This is a genomic window from Salinibacter grassmerensis, assembly GCF_947077765.1.
GTDB lineage: Bacteria > Bacteroidota > Rhodothermia > Rhodothermales > Salinibacteraceae > Salinibacter > Salinibacter grassmerensis.
Window position 1 is genome coordinate 511787 of sequence record NZ_CAMTTF010000001.1, and the last position, 19726, is coordinate 531512.

13 protein-coding genes are annotated in these 19726 nt (G+C 66.0%); 10 read left to right on the top strand and 3 right to left on the bottom strand.

Translation table 11 applies throughout. From position 1 onward, the window contains the following. Nucleotides 1–127: 127 nt before the first annotated feature. Together OJB03_RS01910 and uvrA are read right to left on the bottom strand one after the other, a co-directional pair. Nucleotides 128–2737 carry a zinc-dependent metalloprotease gene (locus tag OJB03_RS01910; RefSeq protein ID WP_263784748.1) on the bottom strand — a complete coding sequence of 870 codons (2610 nt, stop codon included), beginning with the start codon at nt 2735–2737 and terminating at the stop codon, nt 128–130. Nucleotides 2738–3110: 373 nt separating this feature from the next. Then, on the bottom strand, nt 3111–6056 hold the full coding sequence (uvrA, locus tag OJB03_RS01915; RefSeq protein WP_263784749.1) for an excinuclease ABC subunit UvrA: 2946 nt from the start codon (nt 6054–6056) through the stop codon (nt 3111–3113). A 288-nt stretch (nt 6057–6344) separates the two neighbouring features. Here uvrA and OJB03_RS01920 point away from each other — a divergent pair, with 288 nt between their 5' ends. From OJB03_RS01920 to OJB03_RS01955, 8 genes are all read left to right on the top strand, one after another. Further along, the gene (locus tag OJB03_RS01920) at nt 6345–7514 is read left to right on the top strand and encodes a PQQ-dependent sugar dehydrogenase (protein ID WP_263784750.1); all 1170 of its coding nucleotides are present in this window, start codon (nt 6345–6347) and stop codon (nt 7512–7514) included. A 1131-nt stretch (nt 7515–8645) separates the two neighbouring features. After that, entirely contained in the window at nt 8646–9266 is a 621-nt protein-coding gene (locus OJB03_RS01925; protein ID WP_263784751.1) for a flavin reductase, read from the top strand. 45 nt (nt 9267–9311) lie between these two features. Then, nucleotides 9312–10553, top strand: a complete 1242-nt coding sequence (locus OJB03_RS01930; RefSeq protein WP_263784752.1) for a M20 family metallopeptidase — start codon at nt 9312–9314, stop codon at nt 10551–10553. Nucleotides 10554–10601: 48 nt separating this feature from the next. Further along, a complete protein-coding gene (locus OJB03_RS01935; protein WP_263784753.1) occupies nt 10602–11648 on the top strand; it encodes a P-loop NTPase family protein in 1047 nt (348 codons plus the stop codon). Nucleotides 11649–11902: 254 nt separating this feature from the next. Next, nucleotides 11903–15145 carry an isoleucine--tRNA ligase gene (gene ileS, locus OJB03_RS01940; RefSeq protein WP_263784754.1) on the top strand — a complete coding sequence of 1081 codons (3243 nt, stop codon included), beginning with the start codon at nt 11903–11905 and terminating at the stop codon, nt 15143–15145. 77 nt (nt 15146–15222) lie between these two features. Next, nucleotides 15223–15699 carry a TraR/DksA family transcriptional regulator gene (locus OJB03_RS01945; protein ID WP_263784755.1) on the top strand — a complete coding sequence of 159 codons (477 nt, stop codon included), beginning with the start codon at nt 15223–15225 and terminating at the stop codon, nt 15697–15699. A gap of 161 nt (nt 15700–15860) precedes the next feature. After that, nucleotides 15861–16469 (top strand): Holliday junction branch migration protein RuvA, encoded by a 609-nt coding sequence (gene ruvA / locus OJB03_RS01950; protein WP_263784756.1) that lies wholly within the window; start codon nt 15861–15863, stop codon nt 16467–16469. Nucleotides 16470–16506: 37 nt separating this feature from the next. Next, entirely contained in the window at nt 16507–17484 is a 978-nt protein-coding gene (locus OJB03_RS01955; RefSeq protein ID WP_263784757.1) for a ribose-phosphate diphosphokinase, read from the top strand. Nucleotides 17485–17621: 137 nt separating this feature from the next. On the opposite strand, the gene OJB03_RS01960 is transcribed toward OJB03_RS01955, so the two are convergent. After that, the gene (locus OJB03_RS01960; protein ID WP_263784758.1) at nt 17622–17999 is read right to left on the bottom strand and encodes a PAS domain-containing protein; all 378 of its coding nucleotides are present in this window, start codon (nt 17997–17999) and stop codon (nt 17622–17624) included. Between the two features lie 393 nt (nt 18000–18392). Between OJB03_RS01960 and OJB03_RS01965 the strand changes: the two genes are divergently transcribed. Then, entirely contained in the window at nt 18393–18836 is a 444-nt protein-coding gene (locus OJB03_RS01965; protein ID WP_263784759.1) for a dCTP deaminase/dUTPase family protein, read from the top strand. A 59-nt stretch (nt 18837–18895) separates the two neighbouring features. Then, the gene (locus tag OJB03_RS01970; RefSeq protein WP_263784760.1) at nt 18896–19693 is read left to right on the top strand and encodes an Fpg/Nei family DNA glycosylase; all 798 of its coding nucleotides are present in this window, start codon (nt 18896–18898) and stop codon (nt 19691–19693) included. Nucleotides 19694–19726: the final 33 nt, after the last annotated feature.

Genomic DNA, 19726 nt, shown 5'->3' on the forward strand with positions numbered 1-19726 from the left:
CCCTCCTCCCAGGTACTCAAAAAGAGCAATCGACACCGAAAAGGCCCCAGGGAGTCGAACGTCCCTGGGGCCCTGGGTTTTTGTACGTTGCCGTTGGGGAAAGCTTCCTCCGCACGGCGTCCACGCACTACTCCGTGGCAGTGGCTTCGTTGATCAGGTGAAGCACGTGGTCGGTGTGGGCGCGAGTCTCGGCATTGACCCCGCGCTTGCGCTCGATCATGCGCTCGATCTCCTGCAGGCTCTGGAAGGCCGCGCTCTGGGCCACATTATCGTACTGGGCGTCGCCTTCCTCGCCCACTACGGTCGCGAGGGACTCCACGTACGAGACCTGGAGGTTCTGGCGGAACGTGTTCACGTTGCCCTGCGCGTCGGCCGCGAAGACGGCGTCGGTAAGGTCGCGCATGTACTCGGCCAGCGTGTACTCGTTGCCGTAGAGGCGCGTGTCGGTCATGCGCTCCAGCACATTCGGGTGCAGGAGGTGGGCCAGCACGTTTTCCTGAATGCCGAGCACACGGGCGTGGACCTTCGGGTCTTCCGACGCGCCGAAGAAGTTAAATCCGCGTCGCTGCGGCTGGAGGTGGCGGTAGAGCTCGTTCGGAATAATCTCGAAGGCATCCGGCGCGAACAGGTACTCGTTCAGGAGGTCGAGGGCCCGCTGCTGCTTCTCGAGAGGGACCGGGCGGTACGGCTCCGTGGCGCCCTCCTGCCCGATCAGCGCGCGGTCGACGTGAACGCCGCCCACGTAGCGGGAGGCGACGGTCGCCATCTGCGCGTGCTGGCCGGTAACGCTCAGGAAGGCGTTCCGCAGCTCCTGATACGACTGCCCGGGGTCCTCGTACTTCTCCAGGAGGTCCCCCATCAGGTCCTCAACGAGCTGCATGCGCCCCTCGGCGTAGTCGAGCGCCTCGTTCGATAGGTCGCCGATCATCACCTCGGGGTCGATGGCCTTGCCTGGCGCGCGCATGTCGTCCGCGTCGTTTCCGAAGGCAAGCTCCGGCTCCGTGGAGCGCGACAGGATGGCGTCGATCTCCGACTCGGAGGCGTCCGGCGTGTAGCCGTACTCGACGGCCCATATGTCGTAGGGGCCGGGGCGGGTCGTGTAGTACTGGCCCTGATCGTCGTCGGGCGGGGCCACGTTCACCGCTGGGTAGTCCATGACCGAACCGACGAGCCCCTCCTCCCGGGTGATCGAGGCGTTGTGCACCTCATCGGTCGGGTGGAGCTGGGACGCCTTCATGTTGTGCTGCAGGCCCAGGGTATGGCCCACCTCGTGCAGGGCGAGATAGTGGAGCGCCTCCTCCATGAGCTGGGTCACCTCGCCGTTGAGGTCCGAGGGGCCGCTTTGCTCAGGGCTCGGGGTCGGGGCGGTGGGGGCCAGCGCGGCCTTGCCGAAGAGCGTATTCATGTGGAGGAAGCCGGGCAGCGTACAGGCGTGCTTGGGCAAAGTCTTCGGCCTCTCGCTCGCGGCCTGGAGCGGCAGCCCGGTCTCCTCGAAGAGCTTGTTTTGGTTGACCTGATTGGTCAAGAACGCGTATTCCAGCATCACATCTGCGCCCATGATCTGGCCCGTACGCGGGTTCACAAAGCTCGGCCCGTAGCCGCTGAAGGGCGGGTTGGGAGACGAGGTCCAGCGCAGCACGTTGTAGCGGATGTCGCCCGCGTCCCACGATGCCGTGTCCGGCTGTACCTTCACCTCGATCGCGTTCTTGAAGCCGGCCTCGCGGAAGGCGGTATTCCATCCCAGCACTGCGTCGCGGATGATGGGCCGGATGCGCTCTGGGGTCGTGTTCTCGATCCACCACGTGATCGGCTCCACCGGCTCGGAGAGCTCGGCGTCGGGGTTTTCCTTCTTCAGGTGCCAGCGGTTGATGAGGTCGTGGTAGGGAGTGGCACTGGTGGTGGTGCGGTCGTCCTTCTGCTGAGTGAAGTATCCGACGCGCGGATCCGCGAAGCGCGGCTCAAAGTCGTTCTCCGGCACCTCGATAAGACTGTGGCGCAGGGTGATGGTGACGTTGCGCGCGTCGGTCACGGCGTCGGAGCCCGGGTTGATGGGGCGGGGGTTTTCAAAGACATAGTCGACGACCACGTCCGTATTTTTCGGATAGTTGTGGACCTCCTCCACCTTCGACTTCTCCTTGCTCTGGCGCCCCAGGCTGAAGGCCGTGGGCGGCTGGCCGGGCGTGGGAGAAGGCTTCACCTGTGTGAGCGACTCGGTCAGGAAGAGGCCGTCGGCGTCGATGAGAAGGCGGCCGGTCGAGTCGTCCTCGGCCACAATCTTCTCAACGTGTAGAACCGACGGGCTGACGTTGGCGTCCGAGGCGCGGCTGAGCGTACTCTCGTCGTTGAAGTGGAAGCTGGTGTTCACCTCCACGAACTCAAGCTGGTCGTAGTGGCGCCGGACCTTGAAGATGGTGTTGTCGCGGTAGGCCCCGCGGTAGGTGCCGGCCTCCAGCACGCCGTCGACGGTATGGGTAAAGTAGATGTACTCCTTGCCGATCTGGCTGGAGTTGAGGGCCATCTGAAGCGAGCCGTCGGTCGTATCGCGGTAGACGGTAAAGAGGCCGCCGAGTGAATCGCTCTCAGCCACGGCCTTCTCGAAGTCGCTCTTCTCGTCGCCGGCCTGCTGCTCGGCCTTCTGCGCCGGAGTGGACGAGTCCGACATCTGGGCCGAACTGCTGCAGCCAATGATGAGGAGGAATGTGAGGGGGAGGACCCAGAGGGTCGTGCGGAATCGCATGTTGAGGAAACAGAGTGCGGGAAAAGACGACGAAGGGCGAGAGCGCGCCACGGAATGCAAAAAACGGCGGGACGGTGTGACGTGAGCACCTCCGGATACAGCGCCGGAGCAACAGGCGGGACGCGCGTCACCATACCTGTTTTCACAAACCCGTACCGACCAATCGGAGGGCTCATTTTTGGTTCCCTCTCATCGGCAGAGCCCCCAACGTGGTAGTGCAAATCGGGGTTGGGAGCGCCTCCACTCCTGCACGTCATCCCTGCCGACAGATAGGACGCGGGGAGAGCCTCCGAAAAGTACGACGCCCCCGAGAGTCCAGTTGTTACAGAGGGAGGCCTGAGGTCATCACGTGTCTGAGGGCCAGCCCGGAGGCTTACAGCACGTTTTGTAGGAACCGCCCGGTGTGGCTGTCCGCGCAGGCTGCGACCTCTTCGGGCGTGCCCGCCGCGACCACCTCCCCGCCCGCGTCGCCGCCTTCCGGCCCGAGGTCGACCACGTAATCGGCGTACTTCACCACGTCGAGGTTGTGCTCGATGATGAGAACCGAGTGGCCGCTCTCGACCAACTGCTCAAAGGCGTTCAACAGCTTCTTGATGTCGTCGAAGTGGAGCCCGGTCGTCGGCTCGTCGAAGATGTAGAGCGTGCGGTCCGAGGCGCGGCCGCTGAGGTGGCTGGCGAGCTTAATGCGCTGGGCCTCCCCCCCGCTCAGCGTCGTCGACGGCTGGCCGAGCGTGAGGTAGCCGAGGCCAATGTCCTGCAGGACCCCGAGCTTGTTGGTGACCGCCCGCTCGCCCTCGAAGAAGTCGGCGGCTTCGTCGACGGTCATGTCCAGCACGTCGGCGATGTTCTTGCCGTCGTACGTGACGTTGAGCACCTCCTTCTTGTAGCGCTGGCCGTTGCAGGCCTCACACTCCAGGTAGAGGTCGGCGAGGAACTGCATCTCCACCTTCACCACGCCCTGTCCCTCGCACTCCTCGCAGCGCCCGCCCTTCGTGTTGAAGCTGAAGGTGCCCCGGTCGTAGCCGTGCACCTGCGACTGCCGGGTCTTGGCGAAGAGCTTGCGGATGCCGTCGAAGGCGTTCGTGTAGGTGGCGGGGTTGGAGCGGGGCGAGCGCCCGATGGACGACTGGTCGACCATCTCCACGGCGTCGACGTTGTTGTGGCCGCGGATCGTGTCGTGGGCCCCCACCTTGCCGTCCCCGCTGCCGCCCTTGAGGCGGTGCAGGCCCTCAAAGAGCGTCTGGTTCGTGAGGGTGGACTTGCCGGAGCCCGAGACGCCCGTGACGCACACGATCTGGCCGAGCGGGATCTCGACGTCGATGTGCTTGAGGTTGTGCTGCCGGGCGTTCTCGACGACGAGCGTGTTGTCTGGGTCGATCGGGCGGCGCTCGTCGGGGACCGGCACCTCTTTCCGGCCGCTCAGGTACTGGCCGGTGAGCGAGTCCGCGTCCTCCAGAATCTCGTCGTAGGTGCCCTGAAAGACCACCTCGCCCCCGAAGGCCCCGGAGGCCGGCCCGAGGTCCACGAGCTGGTCCGCGGCCTCCATGGTGACCGGGTCGTGCTCCACCACGAGGACTGTGTTGCCGAGGTCGCGCAGGCGCTGCAGAATGTCGATGAGGCGCTCGTTGTCGCGGGGGTGCAGGCCGACGGTCGGCTCGTCGAGCACGTAGAGGGAGCCGACGAGCGAGGAGCCGAGCGAGGTCGACAGGTTGATGCGCTGCGTCTCCCCGCCGCTGAGGGTCTGCGCGAGGCGGTCGAGCGTGAGGTAGTCGAGCCCCACGTCCACGAGGTAGCGGCTCCGCTCACGCAGCTCCTCCATCACCCGCCCGGCCACCTCCTGTTCGTAGTCGGTAAGCTCCAGGGCCTCGAAGTAGTCGCGGGCCTCCCGCGTCGTCATCGCGCAGATCCCGCCGATGTGCTTCTGCTCCACGGCGTCGCCGCCCACCTTTACGTAGAGGGCGTCGTCGCACAGGCGGTGGCCGTTGCAGTCGGGGCACTCGGAATAGCCCCGGAAGCGGGCGCGGAAGATGCGGTAGTGGCGCTTGTACGAGTTCTCGTCTAGGAACTCGAAGAAGCCGTTCAGGCCGATGTAGTCGTCCTTGCCCTCCCACACGATGTCCCGCTCCCAGTCTGCCAGCTCGTGGTAGGGGCAGTCGATGTCGAGCCCCACGTCCGCGGCCACGGCGATCAGGTCCTTGAAGTGCTTTCCCCACTTGTCGCCACGGAACGGCGCGAGGGCCCCGTCGCGGATGGAGAGCTGTTTGTTCGGGACAATCAAATCCTCGTCGAGCCCTGGCACGCGCCCGAAGCCCTGGCACGTGGGGCAGGCGCCGACCGGGCTGTTGAAGCTAAAGAGCTGCGGCGTCGGCTCCTCGAAGCGCATCCCGTCGCGCTCGAAGTGTGCGCTGAACTCGAACAGGGGGATGGGTCCCTGATGTTGGCTCGCCCCCGGGTACGAGGCCTCGTCGTAGCCGCCGCGGGGGGCAGGAATGACGGTGCAGTACCCGTCGCCCTCGTCAAAGGCCTGCTCCACGGACTCGGCGATGCGGGAGCGGGTGTCCTCGTCGCCCGTCTTCACCTTGAGGCGGTCGATGAGGATGCGCAGGCGGTCGCGGCCATAGTTGTTGACGCGGTCGGGCGGGGTGTCGTTGAGGTCGAGAATCTCGGGCTCCTCGCCCTTCCCGGCCTGCCGCTCGGTGGGCAGCAGGAGGATGCGGTAAAAGCCGCGCTCCCGCAGGCCCGTGAGCTCGTCGCGCAGGGCCATGTCCGTGTGCTCCGGGACGGGGGCGCAAAGGTAAAACCGTGCGCCGTCGTCCAGCTCGTCGTCGAGGCGGTCCGCCACGTCGTGGGGTGTGTCCCTGCTCACCGGCTCGCCGCTCACCGGGGAGTAGGTGGTGCCGATGCGGGCGAAGAGGAGGCGGAGGTGGTCGTAGATTTCCGTCTGCGTGGCGACCGTCGAGCGCGGATTCTTGCCCGAGGTCTTCTGCTCGATGGCGATGGCGGGGGCGAGGCCCGTGATGAGGTCCGCCTCCGGCTTGTCCATCCGCTCCAGGAACTGGCGGGCGTAGGCGCTCAGGCTCTCTACGTAGCGGCGCTGGCCCTCCGCGTAGACCGTGTCGAAGCAGAGGCTCGACTTGCCGGACCCGGACGGGCCGGTAAACACGATCAGCTCATTGCGCGGCAGGTCCAGGTCGACGTCCTTCAGGTTGTGCTGCCGGGCCCCGCGGATGACGATGTGGTCCTGCGCCGACTCGCGGGCGGTGACCGACGCGTTGGCGATGACGGGGTCCTGCGTGGGAAGGCGTTCGGTGGTGGGCATTTCTCGTCTGAGGCGTGTGGGCGTTTGTCAAGAAAGGCATGGGCCGGTGTGCGGTCCGGCAGCGCGGGGACGCGGCTCCGTCAGGTCGTGATTGAGGGAAGCTTTGCCAAATCGTATATGCCATGCAGCAGGGATTGATGCCTGCCCGTCCGCATTGAGATGAGATCTGCGTAACCATCGTGCCCTTCACGGAACGGCTGGGAACGGCGAGAAGGGGGAAGCGTGAAGAAACTGTCGCAAAAACCACTCTCCTACCGGCCGTTTATGTCTATCAATCCCGCCACTGCGATGCGTACCCTCGTCGGCCTCCTCGCGTTCGTTCTCTGTGCCTGCACCCCTGGGAACGGTTCGGAGACATCCGAACCCCGTTCGTCATCCCCAGACGAGGACGTCGTCCTGGAGCGGGTCGAGTCGGAGGACGAGACGTTTCGGGTCGTCGAAGCGGTTGGGGACCTGGAGCACGCGTGGGGGATCGACTGGCTCCCCGACGGGCGGATGCTCGTCACCGAGCGGCCCGGCCGCATGCTTCTCGTCGGCGACGACGGCCCCACGCAACTCTCCAATGTCCCGGAGGTGTGGGCTAAAAACCAGGGCGGCATGCTTGATGTGCGCGTCGCGCCGAACTACGAGGACAGCGGCTGGATCTACTTCACGCACTCCATGAAAAACGGCGACACGGGCGGGACGGTGCTGTCGCGGGCCCGTCTCGATAGAACCTCGCTGACCGACGTGGAGGAGGTCTACCGGCAGACGCCTTTTCTGTCAACGGACTACCACTTCGGCTCCCGCATCGCGTTTCCCGGAGACGGCACGCTCGTCGTGACGATGGGCGAGCGGGGGCAGCGCCGCGAGCGCACCGTGGACATCCCCACGCCGACCACGTCGGTCGGCACGACGGTCCGGCTCAATATGGATGGCTCGGTGCCGGAGGATAACCCGTTCGTGGGGAGCGACGAGGGCCTCGATGAAGTCTACGCCTACGGACACCGCAACCAGCAGGGGATGGCGATCCACCCCGAGACGGGGGCGATCTGGCAGCACGAGCACGGGCCGCACGGCGGAGACGAGCTCAACCTCGTGGAGCCCGGCAACAACTACGGGTGGCCCGCGGTCTCGTACGGCGACACCTACACCGACCAGTCGCCCATCGGCGGCACCACTGCGCCCGACATCACCGACCCGGTCGAGTACTGGGACCCCTCGCCGGCCCTCTCCGGCATGGCGTTCTACACGGGCGACAAGTTTTCGAACTGGCAGGGAGACCTCTTCATGGGCGCGCTCGCCCACCAGAAAGCGATGCGCGTGGAGCTCGACGGCCAGAGCGTGTCGGACCAGGAGGAACTGCTGCGCGCTGAGCTGGGCCGCATCCGCGACGTGGCGACGGGGCCGGACGGCTACCTCTACCTCCTCACCGACGCGCCGGAGGGAGCGCTCTACCGGCTGGAGCCGGTGGAGTAACGAGTGGAAAGAACCGCAATCAGGTGTGCGGGCGGCCCACTGTATCGATCGGCCGATCCCCAGTGCCGCGCCGAAAAGCGCACTCCGGGCGGCGTAGACGAGAAACAGGGCGTTGAACGCGGCCCTCAAGAGGTAGAACGCGGAATTGTGGAGCGGGTACGACAGCATTCCCATCCATGCGGGGAGGGCCCGTTGAGGTCCGCCCCCCGCCCCCAGCAAGGCGACCCCCCAGCAGGGTGGCCACGACGAGCGTCCCCCGATCCGCGTGTCGTCCCGGTACAGGTCATGGGCAAACAGGCCCGCCCCCGACGACAGGGCCATCAGGAATGCGACCGGCACCGAGAGGCGGACGGCCGTCCGGCGGGGGGCGGCGTCTGGAGAGGTGGACGCGCCTAGAGAGTCCTAGGCGCCGATACGGAGCCGTGGTTCTCAACTGTTGTCGCTGTTTCCAACCTGTCCGGGGCGAGTGTCGGTCGAGACGGAATCGCCCAGCTGCCCCCCTGCGCTTTCCTGCTTCAGGTGAGCGAAAAGCACGTACGCGCCGGGGGCGCAGCTAGCTTTCGGCCCTGCAGGGGGGAACTTCGCGCGCTCGGTCCCACTCGCGCAGCCCGACGACGCTGAGGAGGAATAGGAGCACCGCCGCCCAGTCCCGTCATGGAGAGCAGAGCCAGTCAGAACTGCCATGTCGGAGCGGGAGATCCCATTGCCGGTGCATCCTGGCTGGTTTGTGCCCTGCGTCTGACGTCGCCTGTCTCGGAATTGGGCGGTTGGCAGGGTCTCTCAGACGAAGTGACCGCCTGCGTGCGAAAGCCCCGTAAACTCATTGTTTGAAGGCCCGCGCAGGATGGCTGGTCCTCATGTGTTCTACAGAGAAGGACCTCGGCGAAGACAATCTAACAGGGCCATTCAGGTCTGTCGCTCGGTCCAGTCCCGAAGGAGACGTGAAAGAGTGGCACATCGGCGGCCGCGGCCGTCCCCGCTTTGCTGGCGGAGAACAGAAAACGTCGGGGTTCTCCCCGCACAGGTGTCGCAGCAGGCCCCACACACATACGGGAGCTACGCGGACGCAGAACCCGTTTGCTATATACGAAATTAAAAGTATACATTACTCTCCTCAAGTCCCCCGGTCCTATGGAGCCCCTAGACCCCGACGCCATCGTATCGCTTGACCCCGAGCAGTCATTCTGGGAGCGCTTCTACATGGTTGCGCCACTGATCGTGGTGGGCACCCAGAACGAGGACGCCTCCTACAACCTGGCCCCGAAGCACATGGCCGCGCCCATGGGCTGGGACGACTACTTTGGGTTCGTCTGCACGCCGCGCCACAAGACGTACCGCAACGCCGTCCGCACCGGCGTCTTCACGGTCAGCTACCCCAAGCCGTCTCAGGTGGTATTGGCGAGCCTGTCGGCCTCGCCCCGGGTCGGCGCCCCGGAGGGACCGCGGCGCAAGCCGGCCCTCAACCAGTTGCCCATGCGGGCGGCGGCGGAGGTGGATGGGGTGTTTCTCGACGATGCATACCTGCTCCTGGAGTGCACGATGGAGCGGCATGTGGACGACCTGGGGGAGAACAGCCTCCTCATCGGGGCAGTGGAGGCGGTGCATGTAGAAAAGGAGGCGCTCCGCGTCTCGGGAAAAGAGGACGAGGCCGTCATTTGCGACAACCCCCTTCTCGCGTACCTGCCGCCCGACCGCTACGCGGCCATTGACGAGACCAGCGCCTTTCCCTTCCCCGCTGGTTTTGAGAAGTAGGCGGGCACGACCCTCCGCCCCTTGACGGCGCAATCCAATTCGCGTATGGAATCTGTTTCTGAGTCCACACTGGCCCACGCTCTCCGCCGCTACCTTGCGGGCCACCGCGAGCAAATGCTGGCGGCACTGGAGGCCCTGGTGCGGGCCGAGTCCCCCACCGATGTCCCGGAGGCACAGGGCGAGGTCCAGGACATGCTTACCCGTCTTCTGCGGACGCTGGGCTTTCAGGTGCGGTATCTGCCCGCGGCCGAGGAAGACCGCGGGCACCTCTATGCCTGTCCCGTTGAGCGGCCGCGCGGCCGGCCGGTGCAACTCCTCGTGGGGCACTGCGACACCGTGTGGGCCCGTGGCACCCTCCAGGACATGCCGTTCGAGGTGGACGGCAACGAGGTGCGCGGCCCGGGTGTCTTCGACATGAAGGGCGGGCTGGTGCAGATGCTGTTCGCCCTCGCGGCCCTGCGGGCGGCGTCCGTTGAGCCGGAGGTCGTGCCGGTCGTGTTCATCAATTCCGACGAGGAGCAGGGCAGTCCCACGTCGCAGCGTCACCTTCGTCGGTTGGCCCGCTGTGCGCACCGGGCGTTCGTCCTGGAGCCGGCCCTCGGGCTCGACGGCAAGATCAAGACGGCCCGGAAGGGGGCGGGGCGGTTCACGGTCCGGATTCAGGGGACGAGCGCCCACGCAGGCCTCGATCCGGAGGGGGGATCGAGTGCCATCCTGGAGCTTTCGCACATGGTGCAGGACCTCCACGCCCTCAACGACCCGGAGGCCGGCGTCTCTGTGAACGTGGGAACCATCGGGGGCGGCACGCACCCCAACGTGGTGGCCGACGCCGGGTCCGCCGAGGTGGATGTGCGCGTCGCGACCCGTGAGCAGGCCGACGAGGTGGAGGCAGCCATTCGGGGCCTGGAGCCAACCACGCCCGGCACGTCGCTCACCATCGAAGGCGGCGTCGGGCGCCCGCCGATGGAGCCAACCCCCGATGCCCGCCGGCTGTGGAGGCGGGCGCGCCGGGCCGCCGCGCTCCTCGATCTCGACCTGGAGGAGGGTCGCTCCGGCGGCGTCTCCGACGGCAACATCATCAGCCAGTACACCCCGACGCTCGACGGCCTCGGGGCGGTGGGGGACGGGGCGCACGCCCGCCACGAGTTCTGCTACGTAGACCGGATGGTAGAACGCAGTGCCCTTCTGGCCCTTCTGCTCGCCCAGCCGCCTCTGCCGCCGAGGCCGGACGATGCGGCCCCCACAGCAGAGACGGCCGATACTTCCTCTTCCACGCAAACGCCCTGAGCGAAGACTGCTCCCACTGTTCTCGCCCACTCGACTCGCCTCGACCCCATGGTTTCTCCCATCTTCGACCGGTGTATCTTTGGCTCCCTCGCCCGCATTACGGACCTCAGCGCGCGGCCCTTCGAGATTGAGCCCCGTGTCCCGTCGGAGTGGGACACGGGAGATTACGTTGTGGGCATCGTCACCGACACGTCGGGCTACCGTGCAATCGAGCTGCCCAGCGGCCGAAATATGGAGGTGGCCGAGGGCGACGCCGTCGTGGGCGCCTTCGGAACGCGGCACGCGACGTTGGAGATGACGGGCTCGTGGCGTACGATTGGCGACGACCAGGTCATGCACGCCCTCACCCGGGCGGGGCTCTTCGGGCATGCCGAGTCGCGGTCGACCCTGGTGCAGCCGCCCCTCGAACTCCGATACCACGGACACGTCTGCCGGGACGCCACCAAGGTGACGATGGAGGGGGCCACGCCGTCGGTCGACGAGCAGACCTACACCACGCCCACCGTCCTTTTTGCCGGCACGTCGATGTCCGCCGGCAAGACCACCGCCGCCCGCATCGTGACCCGCCGCCTGAAGCGGATGGGGCTGGACGTGCTCGGGGCCAAGGTGAGCGGGGCCGGGCGCTATCGCGACGTGCTCTCCATTCAGGACGCCGGGGCCGACTGGGGATTCGACTTCGTGGACGCGGGGCTGCCCTCCACCGTCATCCCGGAGGACGAGTACCGCACCGCCGTGCGCCAACTGCTTGCCCGAATGGCCCAGCCGGCGGCCGACGTAGCCGTGGTAGAGATTGGGGCGTCGCCCCTGGAGCCGTACAACGGGGCCATCGCCGTGGAGGAGATGCAGGAGGCCCTGGCCATGACGGTTCTCTGCGCGTCTGACCCGTACGCCGTCCTTGGGTTGGAGACCGCGTTCGACATGCTGGCGCCCGACCTCGTAACGGGCATCGCCACCAACACGGCCGGCGGCATCGACCTCCTCAACCAACTCACCGACCTGCCAGCCTTCAACATCCGCGACAACGACACGCACGACCGCCTCGACGCCCTGCTGCGCGACCGCCTCGGGCTCGCCGAAGAGGTGAGTACGGGCTGACGAAGTGGCCGGCGGCCGCCGTGGTGGTGTCCCGCAGACGGGCATGACGCCCGAAATCAGTCGGTCTCGGGGACGGCTCCGTGTCGACAAGTCGTCGGACGCCCCCACAAAGGAAGACACGTGGGACGGTCTTCATCGAGGGAAACGAGGGTCGTAGTCTAATCCCATTGCGCTGGCTTCAAACGAACATCCGCCTGTGCCGTGGCGTTAAGTTTTGTTGTTGACGTTTCACTTCCGCATCCCCGACGATCCCCATGGCGCAGTTCGACACGCCCGACCAACTTTCGCTCCCCGACCTCGAAGAGGACGTCCTCGACTGGTGGCAGGACCAGGACATCTTCGAGCGCAGCATCGAAGAGCGAGAGGGCCAGCCGACGTTCACGTTCTATGAGGGTCCACCCACGGCCAACGGCACGCCCGGCATCCACCACGTCCTGGCCCGGTCCATCAAAGACATCTTCTGCCGCTACAAGACGATGCAGGGCTACCAGGTGGACCGCAAGGCCGGCTGGGACACCCACGGCCTGCCCGTCGAGATTGAGGTGGAGGACGAGCTGGACTTGGAGACGCGGGCGGAGGTTGAAGAGTACGGCATCGAGAAGTACAACGCGGCCTGTCGCGAGAGCGTTCTGGAATATAAGGACCTCTGGGACAAACTAACCCAGCGGATGGGGTACTGGGTGGACCTGGACGACCCGTACGTCACGTTCGAGACGGACTACATCGAGTCGGTCTGGTGGCTCCTCAAGCAGATCGAGGAGGAGGACCTGCTCTACAAGGGCCACAAGATTCAGTGGTACAGCCCCGGCTCCCACACCGTGCTGTCGTCGCACGAGGTGAGCCTCGGCTACGAAGAGACGCAGGACCCGAGCGTCTACGTTCGCTTCCCGGTCGCGGAGGAGGAAAACACCTACTTTCTGGCGTGGACGACGACGCCGTGGACGCTCATCTCGAACACGGCGCTCGCGGTGGGGCCGGACCTTACCTACGTCAAGATCCACCACGAGGACCCGCACCAGGGGGTCGAGACGCTGATTCTGGCGGAGGCGCTGGTGGACGAGGTCATCAACGAGGACTACACGATCGAAGAGACGTACTCCGGCGACGAGCTCATCGGGCAGCGGTACGAGCCGCCCTACGACTACTTTACCGACCGGGCGGAGCCGGGCGAAGAGGCCTGGTACGTGCTCGGGGCCGACATCGTCTCGACGGAGGAGGGCACGGGTGTGGTGCACATGGCCCCGGCCTTCGGGGAGGAAGACCACGCGGTGGCGCAGGACGAAGGGCTGCCGCTCTTCAACCCGATCGACAAGGACGGCGAGTTTACCGACGAGGCCCCCCTCGTGGCGGGCACGTGGTTCAAGGACGCCGACAAGGCGATCACCGACGACCTCAAGGCCCGTGGCCGCCTCTACAAGCACGAGACGTACCTCCACAACTACCCGCACGACTGGCGCAAGGGCACGCCCCTGATGAGCTACCCGGTCGAGAGCTGGTTCATCGAGACCACGAAGCTCAAGGACCGGATGGTGGAGCTCAACGACACGATCAACTGGCAGCCCGAGGCCATCGGCGAGGGGCGCTTCGGCGAGTGGCTGGAGAACAACGTCGACTGGGCGCTCAGCCGCCGCCGCTACTGGGGCACGCCGCTGCCGGTGTGGGAGAGTGACAAGGAGGACTCCACCCACTACGAGGTCATCGGCTCCGTCGAGGAGCTGCGCGAGAAGTGCGGCGATCAGTTGCCCGAAGATGACGAGGACATCGACTTGCACCGCCCCTTCGTGGACGATCTTACCTGGGAGGGCCCCGACGGCGGCACCATGCGCCGCGTGCCCGACCTCATCGACGTCTGGTTCGACTCCGGCGCGATGCCCTACGCGCAATGGCACTACCCCTTCGAGAACGAGGACGACTTCGAGGCCAACTTCCCGGCCGACTTCATCGCCGAGGGCGTCGACCAGACGCGCGGCTGGTTCTACTCGCTGCACGCCATCGCCACGGTTGTCTTCGACGAGGTCGCCTACGAAAACGTCGTGGTCAACGGGCTGGTGCTCGACGAGGACGGCAACAAGATGTCGAAGTCGAAGGGCAACACCGTCGAGCCCTTCCGGGTCATCGACGACTACGGGGCCGACGTGGCGCGCTGGTTCATGATGAGCAACGCGCCCCCATGGGAGAGCATCCGCTTCAGTGAGCGCGGCCTGCGAGACCTCCGCCGCACGTTCTTCGGCACCCTGGAAAATGTCTACCGCTTCTTCGCGACCTACGCCAACATCGACGGGTTTGCCTACGAGCGCGACCGGATGCCGGTGGAGGAGCGCCCGGAGCTGGACCAGTGGATCATCAGCCGCCTGCACACCACGACGCAGACGGTAGAGGCGGCGCTCGACGAGTACGACCCGACCACGGCGGCCCGGGCGGTCGAGGACTTCGTGGAGGAGCTTTCGAACTGGCACCTGCGGCGCTCGCGGCCCCGGTTTTGGGCGTCGAAGAAAAGTGAGCAGAACGGCCAGGCCGGACAGGGCGGCACGGTCGCTGCGGCGAAGAAGGAGGCGGCGTACCAGACGATCTACGAGTGCCTGGAGGCCACGGCGAAGCTGATGAGCCCCATCGCGCCCTTCTTCGGCGAGTGGCTTTACCGCACGCTCAGCGACGTCACCGGCGGCGAGGCCGACTCGGTGCACCTGGCCTTCTTCCCCGAGGTCCGCGAGGAGGAGCGCAACGAGGCCCTGGAGCGCCGCATGGGCCTGGCCCGCTCCATCGCGTCCAGCACGCTCTCGCTCCGCAACCAGGCCGAGATCAACGTGCGCCAGCCGCTGCCACGCCTTCTCGTGGTCACCGGCACCGGCGTGCCAGAATCGGAAGTGGAGCAGGTTCGGGACGTGATCCTCGACGAGGTGAACGTCAAGGACATCGAGTACGTGGAGCACAGCAGCGAGGTCGTGAGCCGCTCCGCGAAGCCCGACTTCAGCCGCCTGGGCCCGCGCCTCGGCGACCTGGTGAAGGGCGTGAATCAGAAGGTGCGTCAACTCGACGACGAGACGATCGACGAGTACGTGGAGACCGGAGCGCTTACGCTAACGGTCGACGGGGAGAAGGTCGAGCTCGGCCCCGACGACCTTATCATTCAGAGCGAGGGCATTGAGGGATGGCTCGTGGAGCAGGAGGGGGATGTGACTGTGGCCCTCGACACCGAAATTACGCCGGAGCTCCGGGCCGAAGGGCTTGCCCGGGAAGGCGTCAAGCGGATTCAGGACCTTCGCAAAGAGGCGGCCTTTGAGGTCACGGATCGCATCGTGGTCGCCTACGACGGCTCGTCCCAGATCGCCGACGCCGTGGCCGAGTACGCGGACTGGATCCGGAACGAGACCCTAGCCCTGGAGTTGCAGCCGTCCAATGAGCCAACGGGGGAGGCGGTCGAGACCTTTGAGGTCGGCGATGAGCGGCTCACGATCGGGGTCCGCCGCGTTGAGGCCGACGAAACGCTGAATGCATAGGTGCTCCCCCGGCCGGACGCAGGCCTGTGGAGTGCACACCCCGCATCACGTCCACTGAGAGGCCAATTCTGAACGACATGGCGAACGACGATACACAGCCCGAGGGGGACGCGCCCGATGCCCCGCTTCATGCACAGTCGGACACGGACGAGGACGGAGAGGAGCGCAAAACGCCCTTCTCCGACGAGGAGCTGGAGCACTTCCGTGGGCTGATCCTCCAGCGCCGTGAGGAGGCCAAGTCCGAGATCGAACAGATGCGAAAGCAGGTCGACCAGGCCAAAGAGCAGTCCGACGACAACACCGCCTACGGCATCCACATGGCCGATGCGGGGACCGATGCCATGGAGCGGGAGAAGCTCCACCTCATGATTGCCCGCCAGCAGAAGTACGTCGGCTACCTCGACCGCGCCCTCGAGCGGATTGAGAACAAGACCTATGGTGTCTGCCGCGTGACGGGCGAGCCCATCGCGAAGGAACGGCTGGAGGCCGTACCCCACACTGAGATCTCCATCGAGGCGAAGCGCAAGGAGAATGCCGAGGGGGGCGCGGCGTAGGGCGTGTTGCCTCCGACGGCCGAGCAGCCTGCCGGGGTGTTGCCGGGTCGTTGGAGACTGCCGTGGGGAGGGTTTCAGTGTCGTATCAACCGCCGGACGTGACCACGGCCGGACGCCCAAGCCTGTGCGCCCGTCCGCTCTTCCAACGCCCCACCACAGACATGATCGACTACGTCTCTGGCACACTCGTCGACAAGACGCCGGAGTCGGCCCTCGTGGACGTGAATGGGCTTGGCTACCGGGTGCACGTTCCCACCTCCACCTACAAGCGTCTGCCGGACACCGACGAGGAGGTGACCCTCCACACGTACCACTACCTCCGGGAAGACGATGAGTCGCTGTACGGCTTCGCCACCAAGGCGGAGCGGACCGTCTTCGAAACGATGACCGGCGTGTCGCGCGTGGGGCCGAAGCTGGCGCTGTCGGCCCTCTCGTCGATGAGCCCGACCGAGCTGCGCGACCATGTCATGGAGGGGGACAAGAGCCGCCTGACACAGATTTCGGGGGTCGGGAAGAAGACGGCCGACCGCCTCATCGTCGAGCTCCGCGACCGCCTCGCGGACCTGGACGTGCTGGAAGACACGTCGCCCCTCAGTGGCGGGTCGGATGCCCGGGCGGAGGCCCGAGCCGACGCCCTGGAGGCCCTCACCGAGCTGGGGATTAGCAAGGCCGACGCCGAACGGTCCATCCGTCAGGTGCTGCGCGACAACGCCGGCATCCAGTCGGCCGACGAGCTGGTCCAGCGGGCCCTGAAGGCGGACCAAGAATAACGCGTCCCACCGTTCCCGACGAACTCTCACTTCCCCCATGTCCGACGACCTTCGCCTTTTTGCGCTCTCCGAGAGTCAGGGCTTTGGCGAGGCGATCGCCTCGGCGCTCGACACGGAGCTCGATGTCCACCACGAACAGACCTTCACGGACGGGGAGCACGAGGTGCGCCCGGAGGTGAACGTGCGGGGCCGCGACGTTTTCGTCGTTCAGTCCCTCTACGCGGACGACACGTGGAGCGTAAACGACAAGCTGTGCCGGTTGCTCTTCATGCTCGGGGCCCTGCGCGACGCCTCGGCCGAGCGCGTGACGGCGGTGATCCCCTATCTCTGCTACCAGCGCAAGGACCGCAAGACGCGTCCCCGTGGACCGGTCACCACCCGCTACGTGGCGGGCATGTTCGAGGCGGTGGAGGTCGACCGCGTCCTGACGATGGACGTGCACAACCTTGCGGCCCTCCAGAACGCCTTTCAGGCACGCACCGAGCATCTGTTAGGCCATCCGCTGTTTGTACACCGGCTCGCCGACGTGATTGGGGACGATGAGATGGCCGTGGTGTCGCCGGACGAGGGCGGCGTGAAGCGGGCCGGGAAATTTGCCGAGGGACTGGGGGCGGTCCTCAATTGCGAGGTGCCGACGGCGTTCGTCGAGAAGACGCGGAAGGACGAAGGCGTGACGGGGGGCACGCTGGTCGGGTCGGTGGAAGGCCGCACGGCCATCGTGGTGGACGACATGGTCAGCACAGCGGGGACAATGACGCAGGCCATTCAGTCGTGCGCTGAAGAGGGGGCGGAGTCCGTGTACGCCGCGGCCACCCACGGCCTGTTCGTTGGTGAGGCAAACGAGCGGCTGGAAACGACGCCTCTGGACGCCCTTTTTGTTACCAACACGGTGGCGCCTCGGCTCACGGGCGCAGCCGCCGAGCGCCTACAAATCTGCAATGCCGCCCCCCGATTCGCCGCCGCCATCCAGGCGGTTCACACCGAGACCTCGGTAAGCGCCCTCAATGAGGTGTAACCGAATGTGCAGGCCCCCGTGGACACGTCCCAGAGGAAAGGCGAACAAAGGGGGCGTCGCTTCCGAGCCGCGGCCCAAACGAAGGCGATAGCGACCCGAGTAGCTCCGCCCACGTCGGTGCGCAGAGGACGCTGGTCCTACAGGGGACGAAGCTGCACGTGGATGCGGGCGTTCGCGCAGTCAAGGTGGTTGCGGGCCCTGGCGCGGTACCAGCGCCAGCGCCCGTTTCCGGTGCGGAGGCGCAGGAGCCATCGGGTCCGCTGCGTCCGGTGACTCACCATGTGTGCCAGGTCCCGCATCACGCGGTGCAGGTTGCGGCCGTGGACGTGGGAAAAGAAGCAGGGCTCGAGCGTGTCCTCGACCCCGTATCCGAGGGCGCGGCGGGCCGGCTCGTTCACCCGCTGAATTGTGCCACTGCGGTCCAGGTAAAGCATCGGGGCATGTGGCGACCCCTTCTTTTCGGAAGCGCTTCCAAATTCGGGGCGGGGTACGGAGGGTGCAGACTGAGTGGACATGATGGACACCGGGGAACGTTGGCGGTGGCGAAAGAGGAGGACGGGCGCGCGTGACGCTGTCTTTTTACCCCGCGATACAACGGTAGTACGACGACGGGACTGAAGAACGAAAATTTTCCCTGTACGGCGGAGCGAACAGAATTTCGTGGGTGTGCTCCAGTACGATAGGAAGAAGTCTTCTATTTTGTCTTGTGGCAAGATAGCAAACCGACCTAGGTGCGTCAAGTCATTCTTTAGAAAACATACAGGGGGTCATTCGCGAACGGGCAATACAAGATATGGATACGAGGAGCCGTATCCCAAGGCCCATGTGGGACTGAACAGCCGAACCTGAGGACGTAGAGGCTGGTTCAAAGTCCACTCTATTTGCCTTCATTCAATCGTCCGCAGACAATGGACACCGCGAATGCACTCGCTGCCCAACTCGACGGGCTCGTTCACCTCGATACCCAGCGGGCCTCTACCGGCATTGACCTGACGGTGGGTGCGGTCTTTCGGGTCACCGGACACGGCCAGCTTGACTTCGGCGGCGGGGAGTTCCGGGCTGTGCCCCGCAAGCGGATTGAGCCGACGCTCGACGATCCGGAAGACGACTACGGGTGGTGGACGCTGGAGACGGGGGCGTACGTTGTTCAGTACAACGAGTCCCTGCGCCTGGACGACGGGCAGCAGGCAGTCGTGACGCCCCTGGAGCGCACACTTCGTGCGGGGGCGCACCATGGCGCGTTCGTGTCGGAGGACGCCCAAGATCCGATCGAGACCCTCCTCGTGGTGAGCCGAATGGGTTGCCGTCTCAAGGAAAACTGTCGGGTCTCCCGCCTTACGGTTCTTGAGTGATCGTGTCGAGGAATCCGTACTCCCTGTCCGTTGTCCCACGTCTCACATCCCACGCGCGAATGCCCGAATTGCCCGACGCGGTCGTCTACCGGCGGCGCCTCGCCGACGTGGCCCTCGACCGCCCCATCGCCGACACCACGGTCATTGATCCACTGATTCTGGGCGACGGACTGGAGCCACATCGCTTCGGGGAGGTGCTCGGGGGGCGCACACTGACGGACACGCACCGCCACGGCAAGCACGTCTTCGCCCGGTACGGCGAGGACACCGGATGGCTTGCCCTTCACTTCGGCATGACCGGGCGCGTGCAGTTCGTTCCGGATGGCGAGATGCCCGAATACGCGTACGTCCAGTTTCACTTCAAGGGGGGCGGGGCGCTGGCGTTCGAGTGCCCCCGCAAGTTCGCCCGCGTGCGGCTGATCGATGCGCCCGAGGCGTTCGTCGAGGCGAAAGACCTTGGCCCCGACGCGCACCACGCCGACACCGACACGTTTCTGGAGCCGTTCGCGTCCCGCCGCGGCACCATCAAAGGACGGCTGCTGGACCAAAGCGTCGTGGCGGGCCTCGGCAACATCTACGCCGACGAGGCGCTCTACCAGGAAGGCATCCACCCGCGGACAACCGTGCCGGAGTTGTCCGAAACCGACCTGCGGGACCTGTACGATGCGATCCAGACGGTCCTCGACGCCGCCATTGCGGTCGGCGCCGATCCCGAGGCCCTGGACCCGGACCGGTTCATGCTGCCCCACCGGTACGGGGACGGGCACTGCCCGAAGACCGGCGTGCCCCTTGAAACCGAGACGGTCGCCGGCCGCACCGCCTACTACTCCCCCGTCCGCCAGTCGCCGCCCGGATAGAGTCCCCACTGCCTACACTTGCTCGCGTCCCCC